21 protein-coding genes and 3 pseudogenes are annotated in these 24,623 nt (G+C 68.3%); 19 read left to right on the forward strand and 5 right to left on the reverse strand.

All coding sequences use genetic code 11. The features are described 5' to 3' along the window. The first annotated feature begins 5 nt into the window (after positions 1-5). The 6 genes from ABD333_RS37410 (at position 6) to ABD333_RS37435 (ending at position 5,306) form a co-directional block, all read left to right on the forward strand. Positions 6-941: a 2-oxoglutarate and iron-dependent oxygenase domain-containing protein gene (locus ABD333_RS37410; RefSeq protein ID WP_344547323.1), complete on the forward strand. Its 936-nt coding sequence runs from the start codon at positions 6-8 to the stop codon at positions 939-941. A gap of 84 nt (positions 942-1,025) precedes the next feature. Next, on the forward strand, positions 1,026-1,859 hold the full coding sequence (locus ABD333_RS37415; RefSeq protein WP_344547324.1) for a VOC family protein: 834 nt from the start codon (positions 1,026-1,028) through the stop codon (positions 1,857-1,859). Next, a complete protein-coding gene (locus ABD333_RS37420; RefSeq protein ID WP_344547325.1) occupies positions 1,846-2,670 on the forward strand; it encodes a UbiX family flavin prenyltransferase in 825 nt (274 codons plus the stop codon). Before ABD333_RS37415 ends, ABD333_RS37420 begins: the two co-directional genes overlap by 14 nt. Further along, on the forward strand, positions 2,667-3,530 hold the full coding sequence (locus ABD333_RS37425) for a class I SAM-dependent methyltransferase (RefSeq protein WP_344547326.1): 864 nt from the start codon (positions 2,667-2,669) through the stop codon (positions 3,528-3,530). The genes ABD333_RS37420 and ABD333_RS37425 overlap by 4 nt, the downstream gene beginning before the upstream one ends. A 348-nt stretch (positions 3,531-3,878) precedes the next feature. Next, a complete protein-coding gene (locus ABD333_RS37430; RefSeq protein WP_344547327.1) occupies positions 3,879-4,934 on the forward strand; it encodes a VOC family protein in 1,056 nt (351 codons plus the stop codon). A gap of 132 nt (positions 4,935-5,066) precedes the next feature. Continuing rightward, entirely contained in the window at positions 5,067-5,306 is a 240-nt protein-coding gene (locus tag ABD333_RS37435; protein ID WP_344547328.1) for a hypothetical protein, read from the forward strand. A gap of 290 nt (positions 5,307-5,596) precedes the next feature. On the opposite strand, the gene ABD333_RS37440 is transcribed toward ABD333_RS37435, so the two are convergent. Both ABD333_RS37440 and ABD333_RS37445 read right to left on the reverse strand, forming a co-directional pair. Then, a complete protein-coding gene (locus ABD333_RS37440; RefSeq protein WP_344547329.1) occupies positions 5,597-6,163 on the reverse strand; it encodes a DUF6545 domain-containing protein in 567 nt (188 codons plus the stop codon). A 26-nt stretch (positions 6,164-6,189) separates the two neighbouring features. Further along, positions 6,190-6,651 (reverse strand): hypothetical protein, encoded by a 462-nt coding sequence (locus ABD333_RS37445; protein ID WP_344547330.1) that lies wholly within the window; start codon positions 6,649-6,651, stop codon positions 6,190-6,192. 607 nt (positions 6,652-7,258) lie between these two features. Between ABD333_RS37445 and ABD333_RS37450 the strand changes: the two genes are divergently transcribed. Further along, entirely contained in the window at positions 7,259-8,446 is a 1,188-nt protein-coding gene (locus ABD333_RS37450; RefSeq protein WP_344547331.1) for a cytochrome P450, read from the forward strand. A gap of 15 nt (positions 8,447-8,461) precedes the next feature. On the opposite strand, the gene ABD333_RS37455 is transcribed toward ABD333_RS37450, so the two are convergent. After that, positions 8,462-10,210, reverse strand: coding sequence for an SAM-dependent methyltransferase (locus ABD333_RS37455; RefSeq protein ID WP_344547332.1), 1,749 nt, complete (start codon positions 10,208-10,210; stop codon positions 8,462-8,464). A 150-nt stretch (positions 10,211-10,360) separates the two neighbouring features. Here ABD333_RS37455 and ABD333_RS37460 point away from each other — a divergent pair. The 3 pseudogenes from ABD333_RS37460 to ABD333_RS47695 all read left to right on the forward strand — a co-directional run. Beyond that, positions 10,361-11,047, forward strand: a pseudogene (locus ABD333_RS37460) (AfsR/SARP family transcriptional regulator); the annotation flags it as partial. Between the two features lie 190 nt (positions 11,048-11,237). Next, a pseudogene (locus ABD333_RS37465) lies at positions 11,238-11,689 on the forward strand (SAM-dependent methyltransferase). Further along, a pseudogene (locus ABD333_RS47695) lies at positions 11,653-11,799 on the forward strand (SAM-dependent methyltransferase); the annotation flags it as partial. The pseudogenes ABD333_RS37465 and ABD333_RS47695, both read left to right, overlap by 37 nt. Here the strand turns inward: ABD333_RS47695 and ABD333_RS37470 are convergent. Further along, positions 11,796-12,122 carry a cytochrome P450 gene (locus ABD333_RS37470; protein ID WP_344547334.1) on the reverse strand — a complete coding sequence of 109 codons (327 nt, stop codon included), beginning with the start codon at positions 12,120-12,122 and terminating at the stop codon, positions 11,796-11,798. The pseudogene ABD333_RS47695 and the gene ABD333_RS37470 overlap by 4 nt on opposite strands. 227 nt (positions 12,123-12,349) lie before the next feature. Further along, positions 12,350-12,865: a hypothetical protein gene (locus tag ABD333_RS37475; RefSeq protein ID WP_344547335.1), complete on the reverse strand. Its 516-nt coding sequence runs from the start codon at positions 12,863-12,865 to the stop codon at positions 12,350-12,352. An 842-nt stretch (positions 12,866-13,707) separates the two neighbouring features. On the opposite strand from ABD333_RS37475, the gene ABD333_RS37480 reads away from it, so the two are divergent. The 9 genes from ABD333_RS37480 (at position 13,708) to ABD333_RS37520 (ending at position 24,505) form a co-directional block, all read left to right on the forward strand. Then, a complete protein-coding gene (locus ABD333_RS37480) occupies positions 13,708-14,532 on the forward strand; it encodes a MinD/ParA family ATP-binding protein (protein ID WP_344547336.1) in 825 nt (274 codons plus the stop codon). Further along, complete coding sequence (locus tag ABD333_RS37485) at positions 14,532-14,882, forward strand: DUF6112 family protein (protein ID WP_344547337.1); 351 nt, start codon at positions 14,532-14,534, stop codon at positions 14,880-14,882. The genes ABD333_RS37480 and ABD333_RS37485 overlap by 1 nt, the downstream gene beginning before the upstream one ends. Positions 14,883-14,888: 6 nt before the next feature. Beyond that, a complete protein-coding gene (locus ABD333_RS37490; protein ID WP_344547338.1) occupies positions 14,889-15,656 on the forward strand; it encodes a DUF8175 domain-containg protein in 768 nt (255 codons plus the stop codon). Positions 15,657-15,876: 220 nt separating this feature from the next. Further along, the gene (locus ABD333_RS37495; protein ID WP_344547339.1) at positions 15,877-17,409 is read left to right on the forward strand and encodes a hypothetical protein; all 1,533 of its coding nucleotides are present in this window, start codon (positions 15,877-15,879) and stop codon (positions 17,407-17,409) included. Next, on the forward strand, positions 17,406-18,938 hold the full coding sequence (locus tag ABD333_RS37500; RefSeq protein ID WP_344547340.1) for an SCO6880 family protein: 1,533 nt from the start codon (positions 17,406-17,408) through the stop codon (positions 18,936-18,938). Before ABD333_RS37495 ends, ABD333_RS37500 begins: the two co-directional genes overlap by 4 nt. 161 nt (positions 18,939-19,099) lie before the next feature. Further along, positions 19,100-20,695: a hypothetical protein gene (locus tag ABD333_RS37505; protein ID WP_344547341.1), complete on the forward strand. Its 1,596-nt coding sequence runs from the start codon at positions 19,100-19,102 to the stop codon at positions 20,693-20,695. Further along, a complete protein-coding gene (locus ABD333_RS37510) occupies positions 20,692-22,611 on the forward strand; it encodes a type IV secretory system conjugative DNA transfer family protein (protein WP_344547342.1) in 1,920 nt (639 codons plus the stop codon). The genes ABD333_RS37505 and ABD333_RS37510 overlap by 4 nt, the downstream gene beginning before the upstream one ends. After that, the gene (locus ABD333_RS37515; RefSeq protein WP_344547343.1) at positions 22,608-23,417 is read left to right on the forward strand and encodes a hypothetical protein; all 810 of its coding nucleotides are present in this window, start codon (positions 22,608-22,610) and stop codon (positions 23,415-23,417) included. Before ABD333_RS37510 ends, ABD333_RS37515 begins: the two co-directional genes overlap by 4 nt. After that, a complete protein-coding gene (locus ABD333_RS37520; protein ID WP_344547344.1) occupies positions 23,417-24,505 on the forward strand; it encodes a DnaB-like helicase N-terminal domain-containing protein in 1,089 nt (362 codons plus the stop codon). The genes ABD333_RS37515 and ABD333_RS37520 overlap by 1 nt, the downstream gene beginning before the upstream one ends. The last annotated feature ends 118 nt before the right edge of the window (positions 24,506-24,623 follow it).

The raw sequence follows: 24,623 nt of genomic DNA on the forward strand, positions 1-24,623 counted from the left end.
GGGACATGACCTCCACACCCGGTCCAGTGCCCACCATCGACCTCGCCTTGGCCGACCGGGCCGACAGCTGGGCGGCGACAGCCGACCGCATCGATGGCGCCTGCCGCACGGGGTTGTTCCTGCTCACCGGCCACCAGATTCCCACCGAGGCGACCCAGACCGTCTACCGGCACACACGCGCCCTGTTCGAGGCCGATCCGGCCGTCCGGCGGGCGACCAGCCGCTCAAGAAGCTTCCTGGGCTACCGAGGCGCCCCTGACGCCGGTTCCGCCGCCGACCACAAAGAAACCTTCACCATCGGCCGAGACCCGCACCCGGGCGAAACCGCCGGTGAATTCACCCCGCCCAATATGTGGCCGCCCCTACCGGAGTTCCAACAGACGCTGACAGCCCACTACACCCGCCTGCAGGCGGTCGCGATCCGGGTCGGTGACCTGCTGACAAAGGCGTTGGAGCTCCCGCCAGGATTCCTCACCGGACGGCCCGAGCGGCACATCAGCTGGCTCACCGCCATCAACTACCCCACTGGTGCGCACGAGACGGCAGCGCCCCGGACGCGGTTCGGGCCGCATCGCGACCGCGGCACCATCGCGCTGGTGTCGGCGACCGGCCCCGGCCTAGAGGTGCAAGCCGACGACGGCAGCTGGCGGCCGGTGCCGCTCACCGACGGCGCCCTGGTAGTCATCATCGGCAGCATGCTGGCCGGCTGGACCGGCCGCCGCTGGACCGCCCCCCGGCACCGGGTCGGCCCCGCAGCCCCCAGCGAGACCAGCCCGCGCCAATCGCTGGTCTTCTTCTTCAATCCCGATCCCGCGACCCGCTTGGAACCCCTCCCCGGCCCCGGGCGGCCCCACCCGCCGCCGCCCTTTGGACCGGCGCTGACCGTCGGGGACTACCTGCGAACCATGATCGACGGCTACCGCAACCCCGCACGCCCGTGAGCCGCGCCCACCTGGCTTCCTCCGAACCTGCCCGGAGCAGGCCACCGAGTCCGCACCCAGCACCTGCGAGCCAGGGAGCCCGCCATGCCCACGATGTCGACCCGCCACCCACCAGGTGAACTCGTCCACCCCGAACTGGTCTGCGGGAACCTCGCCGCCGCCTTCGCCTTCTACAGCGCCGTCCTGGACTGGGGCAGCACCCCCGGCCTGGTCGGTCCGCATCTGATCGCCACCAGCGACGGGATCGACTGCGCGGGCCTGGCCCACACCATCACCCGCCGCCACGACGTCCCGACCGGGTGGCTGCCCTATCTGGCGGCCGACGATGTGGACCACACGTGCCGCACCGCCGTCGACCACGGCGGCGCGGTCGTCCAGGCTCCCTCGGACGTCGGCGACGCGGGCCGCATCGCCTTCGTCGCCGACCCGCACGGCGCGGTGTTCGGGCTGTGGCAGGCCGGCCCCGTCCCAGGACGCCACCGCATCGCCGAACCGGGCACCCTGTGCCGCGCGGAACTCATCACGCCCGACCCCTACCGCACGGCGAGCTTTTATGCCGCCGTGCTCGGGCTGCGCTGGCACAGCTTCGCGCACCAGGGGTGGCCCGGAGTGCTGCAGACCAGCTCGCCGCATCTGGACCTCACCGTGGCCACGCAGACGGCCACACCGCCGCGCGACGTCGCACACTGGCTGATCTATTTCGGCGTCGGAGATCTCAACCGCGCCCTGCACACCGCGACCGAACACGGCGCTGCCCGGCCGCCCGACCCGCCGCGCGGTGATCCGCTCGCCGACGCGCGCACCGGCCGCACCACTCTGCTGTACGACCCATCGGGCGAACCCTTCGGACTGATGCAACCCCCGCCCCCTCAACCTGGCGATCACACCGCCCCAAGGAGAGACCATGTCCAGCGCTGACGGCAACCTCCCCGACAGCCCGCACCGCTCCACCACCACCGACACTGACGCGGCAGGAAGGCTCGACCCCGCAGTTCTGTCGGCAACCAATCGGCGACCGGCCCCTGCGCCCGCACCCAGCTTCGCCCAGAGCCCGCCGGGCCGGCCTCGCCGCCTCGTGGTGGGGATTACCGGCGCCACGGGCGCCATCCTGGGGATCCGGCTGCTCGAAGTGCTGGCCGCCCTCAACGTCGAAACCCACCTGGTGCTCAGTGCGGCCGCCGAGGACTGCATCTCCATCGAAACCGACTGGAACGTTGCCCAGGTGCGCGCTTTGGCCACCGCCCACTATCGCAACACCCAGCTGGCGGCCTCCATCTCCAGTGGATCCTTCCAAGTGGACGGGATGGTCATCGTGCCCCTCAGCATGGCAACCCTCGGCAAGGTCCGGCACGGCATCGGCGACAACCTCGTCTGCCGCGCAGCCGACGTAACACTCAAGGAAACGGGCCGCCCACTGGTGCTCGTGCCGCGGGAGACCCCCCTCAACGCCATCCACCTTCAAAACTTGGCGGCCCTCAGCGAATTGGGCGTCTGCGTGGTGCCGCCAATGCTCACCTTCTACAACAAGCCGACCGCACTCTCCCACCAGATCGACCACATCGTGGCCCGCGTCCTGGACCAATTCGGCCTCAACACCGCCCTGACCACCCGCTGGGGTCCCAGCCACACAGCAAAACGACCCACCAGCAGCACCACCCGACCTGCTGACGACATCACCGGCCAGGCGAGCACAACCGGCGCCGCAGCCACCCCGGAGAGTCGAGCATGACCCACCAGATCGAAGACTCATCTACCGGCCGCCGGCCGACCACCGGTGCGCCAGCGTCTTCACCCGGGCAACCGGCGGCCGACGACGCGTCGCAAGGCCACAACCTGACACCCGGCCCTGGACAGCACGGCGGCTACAGCGCGGCCACCGCCGACGCCTACCCACACACCGAGACGCTCCCCATCCGTCAGTACGCCGAGATCCCCACCCTGCTGAACGCACTGGGGAACCTGCAGGGCGCCTCGGTGCTCGATCTGGCGTGCGGCACCGGGATCCTGTCTCGGGTGCTGGCCGACCACGGCGCCACCGTCGTGGGAGTCGACGCCTCGCAAGACATGATCCACCAAGCGCGGGCCAGCACCGGAGCCACCGCCGGAGATCTGAAGTACCTGCTCCACGACATCGCCACGATGCCGCACCTGGGCACCTTCGATGCCATCACGGCTGGCTGGCTACTCAACCACGCCCCAACCCGTGACCACCTCAACGGCCTATGCCACCGGGTCGCCGAGCATCTCGGCCCCGGCCGCCGGTTCGTCGCCACCCTGCTCAACCCCCACTATGACCCCACCCGCCCCCTCGATGACCGCTACGGCGCCATCCCACACCTGCCGTCGACCCTCTCAGACGGCGACGCCTACACCGTCACCCTCCACCTGGACCACGCGCTCCACCTCACCAACTACTTCTGGAGTGACAGCACCTGCCGCCAGGCACTGCGCCACGCCGGGTTCGCTCACGTGAACGTGCGGCCCTGGAGGCCGAACGCCGACGGGATCCGCATCCTCGGGGAGCGATGGTGGGACCCCTGGATCAGCAATCCGGCGGCCGTCATCGTCACCGCGATAAAGAACCGATGAGCGCCCTGCCCGGTACGGCACTCGCTACGCGGACGCCGTACGCGGACACCCCTGCCGATCGCCGCATCATTGTCGCCGCGGACTCGTGCTGTCGGCTCCGAACTGACAGTCATCGGCTGGCACGCTCTGCCATCGCCAGAGGCATCGCTTTTGCCAGGAGAGAGCAGGCGAAGGCATGAGCGACACGTTCCAGCGACTCGATCTCCTGCTCGATGCCACCGATAGGCGAGGGCGGCTCCGCGCTGCACCCGGGGCAGACGCCCGCCCTCAGGCGCGCGGCCGCGGGCAGCTGCGGCCGGGACATCGCCGCTCCGCCGCGACACCACGACACCAGGAGGAACCCATCTCATGACGTCCACCAGCGAACCGATCGATGGACTGACCTTGATCGACGGGCTGACCTCGGAGGCCCTGCAAGCCGCCATGACCGAGGCGATCGCGGCAGCCCGGTCGGCCGCAGCACCCTTCGGCGCGGTGCTCCTGGACCTCACCGACGGCAGCATCGTGGCCCGGGCCGGCAACGCCGTCGAGAACGGCGACCCCACCGCCCACGCCGAAATGCGCGTCCTGCGGACAATGAACCGGCTCTCGACACCGGCCGCGCAGTACGCCCTGGCCTCCACAGCCGAGCCGTGCCCGATGTGCACCGCGGCGGCGGTCTTCGCCGGCGTCGGCGCGATCTACTACGGGACCTCGATCGCCACGCTCATCGCCCTGGGCTGGCCCCAACTCGACCTGCCCGCCCGCGAACTCACCTCCAACGTCGTCCCGGCCTCCTACGCCCCGGTCGTGGTCGGCGGCGTCCGCGAGGCCGAATGCGACACGCTGTACACCCACCGCGCCGACGCAGCACTGGCCCAACAACTGGCCCGCGCCCGCGACCCGCGACCACCCGGCCACCACGCCCTGACGCCCTACCTGGCCGTACCGGACGTGCACGAAGCGATCGCCTATTACCAGGCGGCCTTCGACGCCCGGGAGCTACTGCTCGTGCATGCCGCGGAGAACATCGTCTACCACGCCGAGATCGTGATCCCCTCGATTCGTGACACCGTCATCGCCCTGCACGAGGACCTGCCCGGAACGGCCCGCGCGCGGCCACCACAGACCATCGATGGCACCACGGTCACGTTGACGCTATGGGTGAACGACGTCGATGCGGCATTCTCCCGGGCGATCACCGCAGGAGGATGCGTGGATTCACCTCCCGAAAACACCTACTGGGGCACCCGGATGGCACGGTTCCGGTGCCCGGCTGGGCATGGCTGGACACTTGCTCACCAGCTTCTCGAGGTCTCCAGCGCTGACCAGAACCTCGGCGCGCAGGCCCATCTCGCTGCGCACCCGCTGACTAGCTTGGCTGGTAAAAGCGGGAGCCACATGCTGGTGAGCGGCTCTAGCTGACGTCGGTTCGCGTGCGGTCTTGGTGGTTCTGTCGCTGAGCACGAGAACGGGCACCAGATGTCGCCGACTGTCCTGTGTCATCGAAAGTTGAGTGGCGCATCATCAGCCGCCTGACGAGGCATGATGGGCTCCATGGAATCTGATCTCCCGACCGTGACCCTGCGGTTGTGGCGTGCCGATGCCATCGTCCTGTTCGACTGGCTGATGAGCACCGAGCTCGACTCGGTCCCCATCACCCACCCCGCGCAGAAGCAGGCACTGGCCGACTTGCTGTCCCGGTTGGAGTACGGCGTCGACGCTGATGTCGCCGGCTCGACAAGCGAGGAGATCGCCGCTGCGCAGAAGGAAGTGGCTCGGGACATGGGCTGGTAGGGACCCGAGGCCGCATCACTCAATCAATTTTCGATGGCACATGCTCAAGGTTCAGTGGCACAGGACACCGACCGCCGGCACCATCCTCCTCAGCAGCGAAGCGGTATCGGTGAGTTCGGGCACCAGTCGTGGTAGGCCGCCGGGCTCGTGTCCAGCTTGACGCCGGGTGGCCTGGCTGAGGTGGAGGTGATCCTGCGCCACGCCGTGCGGACGTGCTACCGCACCTGATCATCCCGCGCATCCTGTTTCCACACCACTCGGCCATCCCTCGCACCGCTCCGGAACAGTGGTCACCGATCGATGTGCTGCGCCATCGCCCGCGGCATTGCCTTGACCAGCGGAGAGCTGACGAAGGCGCGGGCCACACGTTCCAGCGACTCGATCTCCTGCGCGATGTCGCCGATGGGCGAGGGTGGTTCTGCGCTGGCCCTGGGGGAGATACCCGCCCGTCGACATACCAGGGCAGCGGAGATCAATGCGGCTTCGACCGCGGCGTCCAGGTCCTCGCCGGACAGCTCCATGACCGTCGCAGTTTCGAGCACGGTGCAGATAGCGGCGCAGCTGAGGTAGGGCTGTAGTTGTTGTTGCCCGTCCCGGATTTCCACGGCCCGGCGCAGTAGCAAGACACTGGGGCGGTGGCTGGGGTTGTCGAGATGGGTCTGGGGGAAGGCGTCGTGCAACGCGCGCCACAAGGGGCCGAGGCGGCGATAGGCAAGGGCTAGGCGGAGGGGCTCGGCTACCGGGCGCGTCCAGCGGGCGAGAGGTTCATGCCGCCATCGCAGGCTGATCCCGAAGGCAGCGCGACAGAAGAGTATGGGGCCAAGTGGTGGCGTGTATTTGAGAAGGCTCGCCGTCATGACGTGGGGGTGGAAGGCGGTTGGCTTCAGCGGGGACTCCTGCGGCCAAGGGGTTGTCTGTGAGGTCTATCCGGAGTGGCGGTTATGTGTGCGGACCATGGCCGTGCCCGTGAGCGCCACACTCGCTGCTGGACCAAGGTCGCGAAGAGTTCGGCCTCCCGCTCCTCCTGTGTGGCGTAGCTATTGCGCGTCAGCGTGGCGAGCCCGGTGACGTCAAGGTCGCTGTGGTGGTTTAGCGCGGCGTGGCCCATCTCGTGCAGCGCGATGGTCTGGTAGTGCCATGTGCTGACGCCGGGGACGGCGTTGACCCAGTCCGTGGTGAGAGTGCGGACCAGCATGCCGCAGGGGCCGCCGGGCTCGGCGGGCAGCGGCGGCCCTATCCGCAGTGGACGGCCGGTGATGCCGGAAATTTGCGCGGCGAATCGCTCCAGATCCCACGGCTGGGGGATGTCCAGGGCATTGACCACCGTGCGGCACTTGCGCCACACCGCCTGATCCTGCTGAAGGACGGTCCACTGGCTGCGTAGGCGATCTGCAGGGAGCCGCCATGCTGTGACGAGAGAGCGAGAGCGACGACACCGGCGGCGTGCAGTCTCACCCACGTGATTCTCCTTCCTGTCTCCCGGTGACGGCGGGTGACGTCAGTGCATTACGCGAGACCGAAAACCAGCGGCAAATCTCAACCACGACGTCCTGAAGTTGCGCAGCTCAGCGTCAAACCACTCGGTCATCGGCTCGGCGGGCCCTTCACAACGGGACTGACTGGCTACATCAGGTTAAGTTGCGGCGGTCCGCAAACACTGGCTCGACAGTTCCTCGCCGGTCGCCTATTGGTGTGCAGCGGGTCACCAATCGGTCTCCTCCAAGCTCAGCGCACCACTGCGTCGTCACACAGGTGGCCGGATGCGGCCAGCCGATACGTCGGCGGATGCCGCAGCGGTGCCCGTTTCGACGGTTCATCGCCGGTCAGCGGCATGGGTCGTGTCGGCCAGAAGGCGACGCCGATGTCGGTGTCTGTGCGACGGACGGTCAGCTCGGGAGGGTGGTGACTGGTTGGTGACCAGGTCATGACGGCCTCTGCCTACTGTGCTCGTCATGAACGACGTGCATCCCGCTGCGGCCGGTTATCCCTTCGTCTGTCCGCGTGGTCTCGGCCTGCACCCGGCTTACCAGATGCTTCGAGAGCAGGCTCCCGTCGCGCAGGTTCCGGCACTTGCAGGAGGGCGTCGAGCCTGGGTCGTGACCGGCTACCACAGCGCTCGTTTTGCGCTGCTGCACCAGGAACTGTTCTCCCGTCAGCTGGCCGCGGGACTACCCGGCTCTCCGCCGCTGCAAGACACGCTGCTGGGCATGGACGGAGATCGGCACACGCGAGTTCGGCAGGTCGCCTCGCGGGCCTTCACGCCGCGGCGGGTCGACCACCTCCGTCCCCGGATCCAGCAGACGGCCACCCATCTGCTGGAGGTGATACTGGTGCAGGGGCCGCCGGCGGATCTGGCCGAGTGGGTGCTGTGGCCGCTGCCGCTGGCGGTCATCGGTGACTTGCTTGGTGTTCCCACCGACGACCGTGCCCAGTTCCGGACGTGGGGTGACGCCTTTGTCTCCAGCAGCAGCTACGACGAGGACCAGGCCGCGCACGCCCACCAGGCCATGGGCGCCTACCTCGCCGGCCTGATCGACCAGCGCCGCCGCGCCCCTGCCGATGATCTGCTGTCGGCGCTGGTGCACGACGACACAAGCGATCTGACCGACGTCGAGCTGGTCAACCTGGTGATCGCCATCCTCGTCGGAGGATTTGAGACCACCGCCCACCTGTTGGGTACACAGGTGTACTACCTGCTGACCCATCCACAGCAGATGGCCTACCTACGCCAGGACCTGTCACGGCTGCCGGCGGCAGTGGAGGAGCTGCTCAGGACCATTCCGCTTGGCGTCGGGGACGGTCTGCCGCGAGTGGCCACCGCCGACGTGGAATTGGAGGGCAGTTTGATCCGCAAGGGCGACGTGGTGTTCATCAGCGCTCCGGCGGCCAACTTCGACGCTGACGCTTTCGTTGATGCCGACAGCGTCGACCTGAGCCGGCGCGACAACCTGCATCTGGGCTTTGGACACGGCCCGCACTACTGCCTGGGCGCTGGCCTGGCACGCGCCGAGTTCGAGGTGGTGTTGGCAACGCTCCTGGAACGCCTGCCCGGACTGCAGCTGGCCGTCGAGCCCGACGAGCTCACGTGGAACGACCGATCGCTGATCCGGGGGCTGTGCGCGCTGCCCGTCCGATGGTGAGCATCCAGCGGCGGACTACGGTTTGATCGCCATCGCGACGAGCCCCCGCATCGGTCCGATCGGGGCGCGACCCGTGCGCTCGGGCCGCCACTGATTGGCGTCGACCAGGCCCGGTTCCGACAGCGGCAGACCGACGAACATATCCATGATCGCCTCGGGTGACCAGAATCGAAGCGGCTTGCCTTGTGGGGTAGTCACGCGCTGCGCGTGGATCTGCTGCTGGACGACCTCCATCAGCCCCTCGGACGTGGCCACCGACAGCATCAGGCGGCTTTGGGAGGGCACCGCAGCGACCAGCGTCTCGATGGCCCCCCACGGGTCGTCCTCGCTGTCGACGTAGTTGAGGACCTCTCTGATCAAGATTCCTACCGGCCGGCTGAGGTCGAGAGTTGCCGCGGCCGCCTCGATGATCGCCTTGGGCTCCCAAATAGCGGCGTGGATGATGTCCACGTCCTCACCGCCGATCCCGTGCGCCTGCAGGTAGGCCGCCACAGCCGGATCGTCCGAGACATACAGCACGCGTGCCGCCGGCACGACGCGCCGCGCGACCTGGTGGATCGGGTCCCGGGTGGTCAGGCCGGTGCCGATCTCGATGAACTGATCGAGACCCGCCTTGGCGGCCACACGGACCGCGCGGCGGCAGAACTCGGCGGTCTCCAGCGGCAAGGCCTCTTGTTCAGCGGCGGCCGCGTGCACGATCGCGACCTTTGCGCGGTCAGGCGGCAGATTGACGTCGCCGCCCCACATGTAGTTCAGCATCCGCGCCAGCACCGCGTGATCGGAGCTATCGGCGAATGCCCGACGAACTCTCTCGTCGGAGGCACGCACCGGGGGAGCATGCCACTCCAGCACAGCCGGATCGTTGGCGTGAATCTGGTCGCGAAGGCGCTGCAGATTCGGGCCCGGCTCGGTGCCGGTCTCGGTGCGCACCACCACCTCGGCCTGGTCGTACTCCCGCAACGCCTCGGCTTTACGCCCCGACCGCGCCAAGGCGCGCATCCGCAGCCCCCGCAGATGCTCGTTCAGCGGATCCGCCGCGATCATCATCGGCGTTCTGGCGACGACATCGCGATGCCGGCCCAGGTCCAGCTGCGTTTCCAACATCGCCTCGACGATGGCTTGCCGCTCCTCGCGCAGCACGCCGACGTGGCCGGCTGCCTCGGCAGTAGTGGGCATGCAGGTCAAGGCCGAGTCGCTCCAGTGCCGCAGCACATGCTCATACAGCAGGACCGCCGTCTCCGGGTCGTCGCAGCGCGCCTTGTTGGCTGCGTCGACCAACGCCGGCAGAACCTGAAGATCAACGTAGTCTGTCCACTCGTCGAAGAAGAGGCCGTAGCAGTTGTTCGCACGCTTGAGCCGCGAGCCCATCACCCGCTTCACCTTGCTCATCAGGGCCTTGAGCGAGTTGTCCTGATCGATGTCGTCCCCGCCCCACAGCATCGCCTTCAGCCGCTCGCGGGGAATCCATCGCCAATCAGGTGTTGAATCCGACGGCCGCCGTCGGCGTGCCAGCTCACGCCGCCGCCGGACCGGATCCTCACCGACCACTACGAGCAGGCTCACCGCTTCCGCCACCTTCTGCTGCAGCGGCCTGACCATTCCGTCGTCGCCGCGCACCTCGACCACCTTGTCGAGTACCCGGACCTGCATCAGCGTCCTTTCCAGGATCGACCCGGTGGCCGCACCTAGCGTCTGACTCGCCCGCGCGTACCGGCGGTCATAGCGATCGTCATTGCGGGACGACCGTAGATCGACCTCGCTCATCAACCGCTCATCAAAACGGGTGATCCCCGGCCGCGCCTGGACCAACGCCGTCTATGTCCGGATTCGGCCAGCGCCTTCGAGCCTGCCGTGGAAACGTCTAGGACTACCGTGCAAGATCAAAATGAGTCGTGGGTGCGCAACGGAGGACTGATGGAGCTGCGGATTCTCGGCCACCAGCTGGCCGTCACCGACGATTCGGGGACACCGACGAAGATCTCCCGTTACCAGGTCCGCGGGCTGCTGTGCATCCTGGCTGTCGAGGCCGCTACCACCAAGACCGGCGCCGCCGGGGCCGGTAGCACGGTCTCGACGTCATCGCTGGTTGAGCGGCTCTGGGAGCCGACCGGAACCATTGACCCGGTCCAGAGCCTTCAGCAGGCCGTGCACAACGCGCGCCGGTGTGTGCCCAGGGACCGGCTGGTGACCGAGCCCGGTGGGTACCGGCTGCGCCTGGACGATGCCGATTATCTGGATCTGCGGGAATTCCGCGACCTGACCGACAAGGCGCGGACCATCCGCGACCATGATCCGGTGCAGGCGGTTTCGCTGCATCAGCAGGCATTGGCTCTGTGGGGCAGGCCTCCTCTGGGGGATCTGCCGCAGACCACCGGAATGGCGCCGATCCGGCAGCAGCTGATCGGCGAGCAATTCGACGCCCGCGAGGAGCTGGCCGAGGCGCTGCTGGAGCTCATTCGGCACCCAGCAGTGGTCGACGCGGCCACTCACTGGCTCGCCGAAGATCCGCTCAACGAGCACCTGCGCGGGCTGGTCATGCTCGCGCTCGCCCGCGCGGGCCGCAAAGGCGAAGCCCTACGCCTCTACCAGGACGCCGTCACCCTGCTAGCAACTACGCCGTCGACCGGCAGGCGGCCGCGCAGATGCTCCGGGCGTTCCCAGGAGCTCCCGCGCTCGCCCAGCAGAACCGCGCGTTCGTGATCCGCGCGGCCAGGTACCTCGCCCGAGAGGCCGGCATCCGGGAGAGGCCGGCATCCGGCAGTTCATCGACATCGGCACCGGCCTGCCCACCATGCAGAACGTGCACCAGATCGCCCGCGAGGCCACGCCCGATGCCCGGGTGCTGTATGTGGACTACGACCCGATCGTCTGCGTGCACGGCCGAGCCCTGCTGGCCACCGACGCAGGCGTCAAATTCCTCGAAGCTGACATACGCCAGCCCGACAAACTCATCGAGCAGCCGCGCGCGAGCTCATCGACTTCAGCGAGCCGGTGGCCATCTTGGCCGCCGCCGTCGTGCACTTCGTCACCGACGACCAGAACCCGCACGCCATCATCGAGACCTACAAGCGAGCCCTCCCGCCAGGCGGCTTTCTGGCGCTGTCGCACTGCACCATCCCTCAAGGCTTCGACGAGGCGTCGCAGAAGCCAACAAAGCCGTGTGGCGCCAATCGCAGGCCAAGGGGATTTACCCGCGCGACCCGGCCGCCATCGCCCGCTTCTTCGATGGACTGGACCTTCTAGAGCCCGGGATGGTGGACGCGCACTGTTGGCGACCTGAGCTGGCCGACGGAATGGTCGAACAAGGCAACGGCTCCTGGCGCGTCGGCATCGGCCAGAAGCCTTCGGTCTAGTGGTCTCGCCGCGGCATGATTATCGTCGACAGGCGGGCGAAGCCGTGAACCGTCGCAAACAGTGGCCGGGCCAGGCCAGCGTCGATTCCGTAGTCCTCGCTGACCAGAGCCACCAGCTCGCGCAGCACGACACGGGCCTCCAGGCGTGCCAGCTGAGCACCCAGGCAAGAGCGCGGGCCTTTACCGAAGCTGGTCATGGGGCGGGTGTCGCACCCCATGTCGTAGCGGTCCGGATCTGGGAACACCCGCGGGTCCCGGTTGGCGGCCCCGATGAGCAGCAGTACCCGACCTGGCCAAGCCAGGCTTTGCGCCGCGTAGACCATGAGCGAGCAGGGCGCGAAGGCAGTTCCACTCTGGGCGAGCGACCGGCCATATCCTCAGGCACCCGAGCACGCGTCGTCGGCGCACTCGTCGAGCGGTCCGCAAGCATCGGGGTGGCAGAGCGCTCTTGGCTTGCATGTCTGGGACGACACGGCCCGCCCAGGAATCCCTTGCGGGCGCAAATGAAGCCCAGCACAGGTGAAGGCGACAGACTCGGTCAGCCTCAAGGTCACTTGGAGGAGGGACCGTCACGTTCAGCGGCTTCTCGTTCGAGCTGTTCTACCCTGAGCGTCTGGGCGATGGCCTGGGCAATCATTTGCTTGCCGGCCGGAGACAGGTCGGACAGCTGACGCAGATGTACCTGTGGTACACCGTTCTTTTCCAACAGATCCAGCAGCTCGGCCTGCCGCTCTGCACGTTCGGCGGCTCTCGCGGCGATACGTTCGGCGGCCCTCTTGCTGGTCGCGTTGTCGAAGAAATAGTCGATCTCGACTTCGAAGAACGCAGCCAGCCCCTCCAGGGTGCTCTTCTTGGGATCTTGAGTTTTGCCGGTCATCAGCTTCCACAAGCCGTTGCCAGTGATCTCCTTACCGGTCTTGTCCGTGATCGCTGCTGCGGCTTCCTTATAGCGGTAGGGCTTGCCGGTTCGAGGGTCGATGCCCTCGTCGAGATTCTCAAAGAGGAACGTGATCTTCTCGGCCAAGGACATCGGCCGTTGACCGCCGGGCAAGGTGGTGTTGGTCACCGGGTACCCCAAGCGTCGTCGTACACGTAACCATCCTACGGCCGCCATCACCTCCAGGCAAAGAGTCATGAGCTGCGGTTGACAGAGTCGGTGACGCTTTCTACTCTCATCAGAGGCCATCACCTCAAGGTGATGGGACGGACTTCGCCACCTCCTGCAGGTGACGGAGTGCGAACGCTTGGCTGGGGGGCGCGAGGTACCTGGGATGACGTCACGGCATCACCGGCTCGGTCCGTCCGACCAGACCTGCGCATCGGGTCGGCCACACACAGGACCGCGCGTCCTCCAGCCATTGCACACACGGGACGACCTTCTTGCTCGATGGCGCTGCCAGCGCGATTCTCCTCGATCTGCCACATCTCTAGGAGCTGCAGGTGCCTGACCGGACTTCTTCCTCGAGTGACGCCGAGTCGCCGGTAAGCCTGCGCAGGCTGCTCGAAGCCACACCGGACTCAGCCGTGGCACGAGAACGCCGAAGCTCGACACCCTTGGCCGAGGCGGACCCGGCGCGTGTATCCACCTCCCGCGACCAGGATCAGAGCAAGGAACCGCCCGATTGGCGGCGGCCCACGCGCGGGAAGCGGCGATTGGGCCGGCGGGAGCAGCCAGGACGACCGGCCTCCGGGACGGAGTTGTCGAACGCGCCTGGGCTTCAGCCCCCGGGCAGGGGCAGCACCCCACCGCCCCTGCCCGGGACTTCCGGCCGTCCAGGACGCACTAGAGCCGAGCCACCACAGCGGATGAAGGCGCCGCCGCCCAAGCCGCTACCGGCGCCCCCGCTGTCGGCCGCCGGCACGGCGGGTGATCGACCGGTATCTCACAGCTCGGTGCTCACGGGGGCTGTGGCCGAGCCATTGACGGAGCCGACACCCCGGCCAGGAACGGACCAGGAGCGGGGCGATCGCTGCCTGCTGACGGGGCTGCGCGGGAACATCGCCGTGGCTGGAGTCAAGGGAGGAGAGGGCCGCACCACGCTGGCGTTGCTGCTGGGGTCCGCGCTGGCCGGGCTGTATGGAGGCGGCGTCGTGGCCCTGGACGTCGCGCCGCATGGCGGAACGCTCGCCCACCGGGCTGGTAGCCCGCGGTACGCGGCCAGCGTCCTTGATCTGCTTGGCCAGCCGCGACCAACGGGGCCCCGCTCGCTGTGGCGCGTTCCTGGTGGCCTGGTGGTCGTGGGCGGCGACCGCAGGATCTCCCAGCAAACGCTCACCGTCGGCGGCTATCGCGCGCTGCGGCGCCAGCTGGCAGACCGCTACCCGATAGTGATCACCGATACGGCCGCGGGCCTGGTAGACCCGATCACCACGGTGGTGCTCGCCCGGGCGGATCTGCTCGTGATTCCGATGAGCACGCGGAGTGACTCGGCGGCGATGGCGGGTGCGGCCATGGACCAGGTGCTGGCCCGCGGTCACGGCGCCTTGCTCAAGCGTTCGGTCGTTGTCGTCAACGCAATACGGCCCGGCGACCCCGGAATCGCGCCGCAGCGTATCGCTGAGCAACTGCAGCCGATCGTGCAGGCGGTGGTCTGTGTGCCCTGGGATCCGCATCTGGCTGGCGGTACGGCCATCGACATCCGCCGACTCGCCGCACCGACCATGCAGGCCTATCAGTCCCTGGCACACGTCATCGCACGCAGCATGCCCGGGTCACAGACAGGAGCCGCCTAGTGATCGCCGATCTCGCGTGGCGGGTCCATCAGCTCGCGGCATGGGCGGATCCTCCCAGTCCCAGTGGAGGTCCGGTCCCCAATATCACCCCGTCGCAGAACGCGCCCGGAGCAGACGCACTCACCCAGGTCGTCGGCGCGTTGATGACCTACGGGCTCCTCGGGGGATTCGCCGGCGGCGTGATTTCCCTGATCGTGTTCGGGCTCGGCCGATGGATCGGCAATCCGATGGCCGCGATTGTCGGCCGGGTCGGGATGTTCGCGGCCTTGGCTGTCTTTGTCCTCATCGGCGCCGCACCCGCGCTCGCCAATTGGGCGTTCAATCTGGGCGCCAGCATCTCGGTGGGGTGAGGCTCGGTGGTGTTCGGGAATCAGCTGGACACGACGACAACCCGGCGCGCGCTCGGCGCGGCTGTGGCGTTGGCGCTGCTCGCTTTGGGTGTGGTGATCGGCCGCGCGAGCAGTACACCCTCGGCAACGCCCTCGGCCCCGGCACCGTCCGCGCCCCCTGCCCCCGCTGCTGATGGCCCGTTGGCCGCCGCCGGTCCGGCCCGGGTGACGGCGGGTGTGCCGGTCGGCTTCCCGCACACCGAAGCGGGCGCCAAGGCAGCTGCGGCCAACTACGCCGCGGCGATCGGATCACCGCTGTCGCTGACGGGGAAGTCGCTGGACGGGTTGGTGGCCGCGATCGCCGTCCCCGAGCACCGCCAGGCGGTGCGGGCCCACCTGGGCAAGGCCGCCGACTCAGCGATCCTGGGAACCATCGCCGACGAAGCCGAGCAGGGCCAGCCCTATGCGCTGCGCACGGTCCCGCTCGCCTTGAAAACGGCAGGTCGCTACAGCCCTGACCAGGTGACCGTATTGGTGTATTCGGCGACCTACCTGGCCGCGCGATACGGGCTGGCCGCCGCAGGTTACGGGCTCGGCCACTATCAACTGCGTTGGAGGGACGGCGACTGGAAACTGCTCTCCCAGCGAGAGCAGCCGCAGGTAGGGCCTATTCCCACTGGGTATTTCGCGCCGTCGACCGGCTGGCAGCCCTCCACCGGCCAAAGCCTGGATGCCGTCGCTGGCTCTGTGCTGACCGGGTTGACTGGGACGGTTCCGATCTATGCCGTCCGCTGACCCCACACGTCATCGCCGCCCGGCCGACCGTCCGGCCCGGCGCCGATGCAGGATGCTGCAGAGTTGGGCGTGTGTAGCCATCGTCGTATGCGCCGCCCTCATGCTCGGCTCAGGCTCCACCGCACAGGCCGCGTCCCGCTGGGATGCGGCGGCCGTCGCCGGGGCACAGCCTCAGCGGGCGGCGTTGTCGGCCTCCGCCGCTGATCAGTGCGACGGCTGGATGTCCAAGTTCGATCCGGGCTGTCTGGCAGGGGGCGCGGCCAAGAAGGCGCTCAAGGGCATCGCCGGGCTGGTGGTGGACGGGGCGGTCTGGCTGGCCGCCGAGGTGGCCAAACATCTGGACACCTCGGGCCGCCCTGATCTGGACAAGGCGTGGTTCCGCGAAACGTATTCGAGCATGACCACCGTCGGTGCCTGGTTCGCCGTGATCGCGTTTCTGTGTGCGGTGACCTATGCCGGCGTTAGCCGAAACGGCCGTGAACTGGGCACTGCCGTGGCCCGGCTCCTGGTGGCCGGGGTCAGCACCGGACTGATCGGCACGCTGGTACTGATGGGCAACAGCCTGGTCGATTACGTGTGCGCTTACATCCTTGGGCCTGGTGGCTGGAAAGAAGTCGCCGAAGGTGACGGCGGGTTGAAGAAGATTGCCGGGAGCCTAGCCGCCAGCCAGACCAACCCGGCGGTCGGCGGCAACCCGGCCACGGCCGGGCTTCCCATGATCTTGGTCGTCATCCTCGGCATTCTGATGATCATCGCGTTCCTGATCATCTGGTGTGAGATGGTGATCCGCCGTCTGGCCGTCGATCTCTGTGTGCTGTTCTGGCCGTTGATCGTCGGTGGCGCGGTGTGGCCGCAGGCTCGGGAAGGGGCGCGGCGGCTGATGGACATGTTGCTGTCGCTGATGCTGTGCAAGATCGTGATCGCGGCGGACTTGAAACTGGCGTCAAACAGCCTCAAGGAGAGCGCTGACCGCCCCACCCCCTCCAACCTGATCGTTGCAGTGGGCTTGTACATGCTGGGCGCCCTGTCGTGGTGGCTGGTGATGCGGATGATCGGGATGGTCGGCGGAGCGTTTCACCCTGGTGTGTCGACCGAGGGCATGCGTGCTGCGACGACCGGCGCCATCGCTGGAACGGTCAGCTCGCTGGCCAGCAGAGCCGCCCAGGTAGCCAACGCAGTCGGCGGCACGGGTGTACCGGGCGGCTTCACCGGCCAGGAACCATCGACCGACAACGACGCCGACTCCGGTGACGCCGACGCTCCCACCCATCCAGAGCTGCCCACCTCGACCCGCAAGATGCTCACCGCGCCGATGAGCTTTGGCGGCAAGGCCCTGGCGGCCGGTGGCGACGCAGGCGGCGGGGCTCCCGCGTTGGGCGCCAGGGTGATCCGAGGCGAGCTGGAGGCCGGTCCTTCGGCCGGCGATGGCACAGGTCCTCAGGGCAGCGACGGTGGTCCAGGGGGAGGCGGCGCGGGAGGCGGCGGGGCGGGGCCGGGTTCACTCGGCGGTCCGGCGCCGGCGGGGGGAGCGGGTGCCGGCACACCGCCGGCCGGTGGTGTCACACCGGCGAGTTCGGCAGCCGGTACCGCCCATTATCGGCGCCGCGTGGGGCCACCAGCACCAGCGGTCGGGGCAGCAAGCCCGCAGTCCGCTGAATCCGCGCAGCCGGACGCGGCCACGCCGAGCCCGCCGCCGGTGCCGACCGCACCCGTACCGAGACCCATCAGCCCACCCGAAGGAGGAAGCACGTGACGACCGCAGACAGCTACCGGCGGCGTGAGTATGAGTTCGGGCCGCGAGAGACCGGCGGAATCTTGCTGGGGCTGGGCATGGGGTCGATCCTGACGCTGTTCGGCGGCATGTTCTTGCTGGTGCGGCTGCTGGTGTATGGCTGGTGGGGACTTTCGGCCGGGTTGGTAGTGATGGCGGCCGCCGTGGCGGCGGTGTGGGTGCCCATCGGTGACCGTGCGTTGGGCGAATGGGCCCGCGTGGGCGTGATGTATGGGATTCGCGCACGGTTGGGCTGGACCCAGTACCGCGGCGGCCCGGCCGCCGATACGAGCCGCACGCCGCCCGAACCGGCGCACGACGGGCTCGAGCCGCTGGAGCTGCCCGGCGAGCTGGCGGGGATCGCGGTGTTGTCGGTGGCTACCCCGGCGGGCACGGTCGGCGTCATCAAGGACCGACGCCGCCACAGCTACACCGCGATCATCGCGACCCGGGGCACCGCCTTTCAGCTGCTGACGGTGCAGGACCAGGATCAGCGGCTGGCGATGTGGGGCGAGTTGCTGTCGTCGATCGCCTATTCCGGCGGCGGCATCGTCCGCTTGCAGGTCATTGACACCACCGTCCCCGACTCCGGTGATCGGCTGGTGCGGCAATGGGCCGCGCATGGCGGGGGCGGTACCCAGGCGAGCGCCGCCTCCTATGAGCAGTTGCTGGATCTGGCTCGTCCGGTCACCCTGCGGCACGAGACCCACCTGGCGGTGATGCTCGACCCGCGTAGGGTCCGCCGGCAGATCCGCCACCTTGGCGGCGGCGACGAGGGTGCGTGCACCTATCTGCTGCAGCGATGCGCACAGATCGAAGAGGCGCTGGCCAACACCGGCGTGACCGCCGAGGGCGCCCTGCCTCCCCGGGCCATCCACAAGCTGCTGCGCAGCGCCTACGAGCCGGGCGCCCGCTGGAAGCTGGACACCCGGGGCACCGACTACAGCGCCGAGGGCGCAGGAGGCGCGTCGGCCGCCGAGGCGGGGCCGATGGCCGCGCACGCTACCTGGCCCTACTACCGCACTGACGACACCTACCACGCGATCTTCTGGGTATCGGAGTGGCCCCGCAAGCGCGTGTTCGGCGACTTCCTGCAGGGTCTGATCTTGGAAACTCGGTGCACCCGCACGGTCAGCGTGGTGATGCAGCCACTCAATCCGCGCAGGGCCGCTGACGAGGTCGCACGGGCCGACACTGCCAAGGGCGCCAACGAGGCGGTGGCAGCGCGATACGGGTTCCGGCGCTCGGCACGGGACCGGCGTGAGTCAGCCACGCTCACCAGACAGGACGAGGAACTGGCCAGCGGGCATGCTCTGTATCGGTTCATCGGGCTGGTCCGAATCTCAGCCGCTACGCCCGAGCTGCTGGATCAAGCCTGCGGCGAAATCGAAACCCGCGCCACGATGCTGCAGCTACGCCGCCTGTATGGGGAGCAGGACGTCGCCTTTCCCGCCACGTTGCCGCTGTGCCGGGGCCTGCGCTGGGGCCTGCTCCGCGACGCCGCCAGCTGAAGGGGAGGTGATCACCAGTGAGAATCCGTAGGCGAGATCGCGGCTCCCAGTCTGGGTTTCGGGTAGATCAGGTGCAGGTGTCGGCGGCCGCACCCAGCTCTCGCCGCCGCGACACCACAACCTCCGCGGCTGAGCGCATGCGGGCCGAACGGGTGCCTGGCGTGATCGGAGACGGCGCTCTGCGCCCGATGTCGGGCCGCCAGGTGGGGGCGTTGCGGCTGCCGCCGCATCGCACCTCGACCATGAACCTGCAGGCGATCTATCCCTGGCAGGCCGACGCCGGCTTGGGTGCGCTCGGGCCGTTGGTCGGCCACAACATCCTGGGCGGCGGATCATTTTGCTTCGATCCGTGGGACTGGTACGACGCGGGCGTCATCACCAACCCCAACGGCATGACGTTCGGTGAGATCGGCTCCCGCAAGTCGACTGAGGTCAAGACCCGAGTAGCGCGTGCGTTCGAGTTCGGCCGCGGCGCCTTCGTCACCGATCCCAAGGACGAATACACCGACCTGGCGCACTTCCTCGGCTACGAGCCGATCTATCTGGGGCCTGGCCGTGCGGCGCGGCTCAACCCGTTCGACTTCGTCGTCGGCGGCAGTGAGGACCCCACCGCGGTGCAAGATCGGCACCTGTCGATGCTGCAGGCGCTGGGCACTGGCGTGCTGCGCCGCGATCTCACCGAGGCCGAGATGACGCTGTGCCGGATCTCGATCGCCGAGCTGACCGACGGACAGCTGCGCCGCGCCGTCGACGGCGCCGGACAGCCGACCGTGGCGGCGTCGCCGGGCGACCGGATGCGGGTGCCGATCCTGCCCGAGGTCGTCGACGTCATGCAGCACCCCTCCAGCGCATCGATCGCCGAGTTGCCGCTGGACAAGGGAGAGCTGCGGGTGGCGACCGCCGATCTCATCATGGGCTTCCAGCGGCTGGTCGACGGCGATCTCAAAGGCATGTTCGACGGCCCCACCACCGTCGAACGCGACCCGCGCGGCCGGTTCCTGACCGTCAACCTGTCGGCGGTGCTGGCCGAACGCCGCGAAGCGCTCCCGCTGGTGCGCATCTGCGCCTCAGCGTGGCTGCAGGCGGCGATCTCGGCGCACCGAATGCGCCGCTACAACATCGCCGACGAAGCCTGGGCCGACATGACGCTGGGCACCCTCAGGTGGCACCAGAGCCGGTTCAAACTGGCCCGCCAGCATCTGATCTCCAACTGGCTGGTCATGCACAAACCGGCCGACCTGATGACCGCCGGCGACGCCGGAAGTGAACTGGACCGGCTGGCCATGTCGCTGATCGCCGACGCCGGAGTGATCGTGTTCTACCGGCAAAAACCCCAGCAGATCCCCCTGTGCCAAAGCTACTTCGGCGTCACCGACAAGGAGGCCGAGTGGCTGGGGCGCCTGCACCCCGGTCAGGCCCTGTGGTGGATCGGCGGAGACCGATCACTGGTCATCCAACACATCCGCAGCCCGACTGAGGCCACGTTCACCAACACCGACTTCGCCCCGATCTCCGACACCGGCCCGCAGGACTTCGCACCCGACGCGCCCACCCCCGACGGTCCGGGCCCCGGCGACCACGGCGTAGACGGCCACGAACCCGACGCGCGCGAACACCACGCACCGGCCGTCGACGGCGCAGAACCCGCTCTCCTTACCCTCGACGCTCCTGACCTCCGCCCCCACAACGTCACACCAGTTCAGGGCGGCCAGAACACGCAACCGCGCATCGAACCACCTTCGAGGGCGCAACCATGATGGGGCACCGCGGGTGGGGTGGCGGCCCGGGCGGCAGTTGGGGCGGTGGCTGGGGCAGCCGCGGAATGGGCGGGCAGGGCGGCTTTGAACCGATGTACCTCCTGGCCGCCGCCGTCGTCCTGGTGTTCACCGGAGCATGGACGGTGTGGCTGGCGGCGTTCCTGACCGCCCTGCTGTCAGGGCACGGCTGGCAGGCCGACACCTTCGACCGGGCACCGACGTTCGCCGGCGAACTGCTGGTATCCGGTGCCCCGGAAGCGGCATGGCGCAAGGCGGCGCCTGCGGCGGGACCGCTGGGTCCGGCCTGGCTGTTCTGGCCGCTGCTAGCGGCCGTGGTCACCGCACTTGGGTACCTGACCTGGCGAGCGCTGAACGCCTATCGGGACCGCCAAGGTGACCACGCCGGTGCGCAGTGGGGACGGCGCCGCGACGAGAACAAGATCGCCGTCGGCAAGGATCCGGCCCGGCGTCCCTACCGGCTCACCGTCGGGCACGGCGACAAGACCGGCAAGCTCTTGGCCGCGCACCCGGGCGCGTCGGGATGCGCCTTCGGCGTCAACGGGTCCGGCAAAACTGTCAGCCTGGTGGTGCCCAACGCGCTGGAGTGGGACGGCCCGGCCGTCATCACCACCACCAAGGCCCCCGACATCGAGTACATGCTCAGCCGGCGGCGCGAGATCGCCGCAGCAGGCCATGTGTACATTGTGGCGCCGACCGGTGCTTCTGGCTTCAAGACCGCATGCTGGTCCCCGGTCAGTTACGCCACCGACGAGATCGCCGCCAACCGGATGGCGCGCTGGCTGTGTGAGGCCGCCGCGCTGGAAGATCCGCGGGCCAAACCGTGGGTCACCAAGTCACGGCAGTACATCGGGCCGCTGCTGCTGGCCGCCCATCACAACGGCGGCGGTATCGACACCTTCGTCGACTGGGTCTCCCGGGGCCGCGACGCCGCATCCGAGGTCACCGACATCCTGCGGCAGGGCCAGTACTTCGCGGCTCTGCGGCAGTACGGCACGACGTGGACGATGCACCCCGACGGCATCGGCAGCGTCATGTTTACCGCCAACGCCCTCATCGACGCCTACACCGACCCGCAGGCCCGCGCGTCGGCCGCCCGCAGCGACTTCTCGGTCGATGACATCCTGGACAACAAGGGCACCCTGTTCATCGTCACCCCGCTGACCGAGGTCGAACAGTTCAGCCCGATCTTCACGGCGTTGATCGCCTCCATCGTCCACGGCGCCCTGAAGAAGTACGACCGCATCAACGACCGCCGCGCACCGGGTACCGCACCCCAGCCGATCGACCCGCGCCTGGCGCTGCTGCTGGACGAGGCCGGCAACGTGTTCCGCTACAGCGAACTGGCTCAACTGCTCACCAACGCCCGCGGCCTGGGCATCGTCTTGCTGACCCTGTGGCATGACCTGCCGCAACTGCGCCGTCTGTACGGCGCCGACGCCGCCCAGACCGTCATCAACCAGTCACGGCTGCGGATGCTGCTGCCCGGCGTCGCTGACCACGACACCTTGAAATTCTTCACCGATCTGATGGGCGAGACCCTGGTCGACCGCACCAGCTATACCCACAGCCAGTCCGGCGACTCCACCTCGACCGGGCAGCAAAAGGAGCACCTGGCCGCACCCTTCCAGCTCAACCAGCTCAAGATCGGCCAGTCGGTCATGCAGTACGACAACCTGCCTCCGATGCGCATCGCCCTGCGCAACTCCGAGACCAACAAGGCACTACGCGCGCTGGCAGGAGCACCGGCCCAAGCCCCGATGAAGGTTCACCGTCTGCTCAAGGCACACGCGCTGATCAGGTCCCTGCTGGCGAAAGCTGACCGCTGGGCAGCCCGCGACACCGACGCCCCGACGGCCACGGCCGAGCCTGGGACTGAGCAGGTCGGGAAGCCATGACGGCGCGCACCGATCGGCCCGACACCAGCGAAGCGCTCTCAGCGGCGGCGGGGACGTCTTCGATCAAACTGCGGTGGGTGTGGGCTGCCATGGCACCTGCCGAGCGGCGTCACCGGCTCACCGAAATGAAGCGGTGGGTTGAGTGGTTGCTGGCCGAATACCCCCGGCTGAGCACCAAGATCCCGCACTGCTGGTATCGGCATCCCGAGGGCCTCAACCGCCTCACCGCCCTGTACGTCGGCTGGGTGCGCACCTATGTGGAAGCGGCGAACCAGCGCGATTCCTCACTGGTCGAATGGCACGACGCCCTGGACCGGGTGACCGAACGCCTCGGCTACCCGAGCCGATGCGTCGCCGAAGGCGCCCACCAGGAGCAGCACACCGCCCTGTGGCGCACCGATGACCACTTCCATGCCTGGCGAGGGTCGTCTGCAGGGGCCACCCATCAGCAGCGCCATCCCACCCCCCAGTTTGCCCGGCGCGCCACCCGTCGCCCTCCAGCAGGAGATCGGACACCGGCTGCGGCCGCAGGCACCGGGCAGGACTTCACCACCGTGCTGACACGCGAGCGGCTGCAAAGCCTGCTCGATACCGGGGCCGCTCGGATGGTCACGCCAGAGGGCCCGGTCCGCTATGACGATCATTGGTGGATCGGACGGCCCGGCGGCATGCACGTCCGCATCCCTGCAGATGACCCGTTCAGCGCGGCACTGGACGAGACGGCAGCCCGATATGAGCGGTCCCAGGCCGAGGCCGACCAACAGACAGACCGCCGAGCAGCGAGCAACCAACGTAGGGAGCAGTGATGAACGCAGCTTCAATGGCCGAGCAAGCGCTCCTGGGCGCTCTGCTGCGCAACCCCGAGCACGTAGGACAGGTCGCCGCCTGGCTGACGCCCCAGCACTTCACGCAAGCCCAGCACGCTTCCCTTTACCAGGCCCTCGTGGACACCTACCAGGCCGGTACCAGACTGCCCGGCATGCCCGCCGGCACCACGCACGATCAGCTGCGGCGCTACCTCAATACCTTCGTGACGCAGGTGCCAGGCCTGGAGATGCCCTATGTGATGGCGCTGATAGCCACCACCGCCCACCTCAACAACACCGTCAGCTACGGCCAACTCGTGCTGCGCGCCGACCTCGAACGGCTCGTCGGCCGGTACGCCGAAGCGATGATCCAGCACGCCGCCGACCAGGCCGACGACCCGGCCGTGCACGGCGCAGCCGAGACCGAGGCGGTCCTTGACGTCATGCAGGAACTGATGGCCTGGCGATACACCATCGATGTCGAGATCGATGGCATCGCCGACGCGGTCGCATACACCGTGTCCCGCATCGCCGCACGACCATCGGACGTCACGGTAGAGTTCGCCGCCTCACAAGCTCAACTGGACGCCGTCAGCGTTACCTCCCTGACTCAGCCAGAGGAAGGGCATCTGCTGGCGGCCGTGTTGGCCACCCCGGGCACGCTTGAGGCCATTGAGGGCTGGTTGGAGCCCGGCGACTTCGCCGACGCCTCCATCGGTGAGCTGTACGCGGTCGCGCTGATGCTGCATCACCGCGGTGAGCCGGTGGACGCGCTGACCGTGCTGTGGGAGGCCCAACGTCAGGGTCTCGCCGACGCAAACCTGGCCCCAGGGATCCTGACAATGGCCGTGCCAGCGGCGGCCACGGAAACAGACGTCGTCGGGCTGGGTCGGCACGTGCTAGCACAAGCGCTGCGGCGTACCGCCGTGAACGCCGTCAGGCACACAGATTCGACTGACCTCGAACCGGCCGCCTTCGACCCGCACGATCCCACCAACTGGTCGGCGGAGGACGCACCGCCCGCCGTTGCTGAATTGCTGCCGGCCACGGCCGCGCACGAACACACAGCGTTTGCTTCCGGTTCGTGACGCCTGCCTTCATGAATACCTCGCCAACACCAGAACTCCGCAGCCGAGCTCGCCAGACTCAACTGGGCCTGATGAACAACGCGGCCGGCCAGGGACGCCCTGCGCCTGACTTCGCCCC

The sequence above is a fragment of the Actinomadura fulvescens genome (genome assembly GCF_039533225.1).
In the GTDB taxonomy this organism is placed as follows: Bacteria; Actinomycetota; Actinomycetes; order Streptosporangiales; family Streptosporangiaceae; genus Spirillospora; species Spirillospora fulvescens.

Coding starts and splice junctions, on each gene's coding strand:
- ABD333_RS37410 (WP_344547323.1), top strand. CDS start 6: ATGACCTCCACACCCGGTCCAGTGCCCACCATCGACCTCGCCTTGGCC.
- ABD333_RS37415 (WP_344547324.1), top strand. CDS start 1,026: ATGCCCACGATGTCGACCCGCCACCCACCAGGTGAACTCGTCCACCCC.
- ABD333_RS37420 (WP_344547325.1), top strand. CDS start 1,846: ATGTCCAGCGCTGACGGCAACCTCCCCGACAGCCCGCACCGCTCCACC.
- ABD333_RS37425 (WP_344547326.1), top strand. CDS start 2,667: ATGACCCACCAGATCGAAGACTCATCTACCGGCCGCCGGCCGACCACC.
- ABD333_RS37430 (WP_344547327.1), top strand. CDS start 3,879: ATGACGTCCACCAGCGAACCGATCGATGGACTGACCTTGATCGACGGG.
- ABD333_RS37435 (WP_344547328.1), top strand. CDS start 5,067: ATGGAATCTGATCTCCCGACCGTGACCCTGCGGTTGTGGCGTGCCGAT.
- ABD333_RS37440 (WP_344547329.1), bottom strand. CDS start 6,163: ATGACGGCGAGCCTTCTCAAATACACGCCACCACTTGGCCCCATACTC.
- ABD333_RS37450 (WP_344547331.1), top strand. CDS start 7,259: ATGAACGACGTGCATCCCGCTGCGGCCGGTTATCCCTTCGTCTGTCCG.
- ABD333_RS37455 (WP_344547332.1), bottom strand. CDS start 10,210: ATGAGCGAGGTCGATCTACGGTCGTCCCGCAATGACGATCGCTATGAC.
- ABD333_RS37470 (WP_344547334.1), bottom strand. CDS start 12,122: ATGGTCTACGCGGCGCAAAGCCTGGCTTGGCCAGGTCGGGTACTGCTG.
- ABD333_RS37495 (WP_344547339.1), top strand. CDS start 15,877: ATGTCCAAGTTCGATCCGGGCTGTCTGGCAGGGGGCGCGGCCAAGAAG.
- ABD333_RS37510 (WP_344547342.1), top strand. CDS start 20,692: ATGATGGGGCACCGCGGGTGGGGTGGCGGCCCGGGCGGCAGTTGGGGC.
- ABD333_RS37515 (WP_344547343.1), top strand. CDS start 22,608: ATGACGGCGCGCACCGATCGGCCCGACACCAGCGAAGCGCTCTCAGCG.
- ABD333_RS37520 (WP_344547344.1), top strand. CDS start 23,417: ATGAACGCAGCTTCAATGGCCGAGCAAGCGCTCCTGGGCGCTCTGCTG.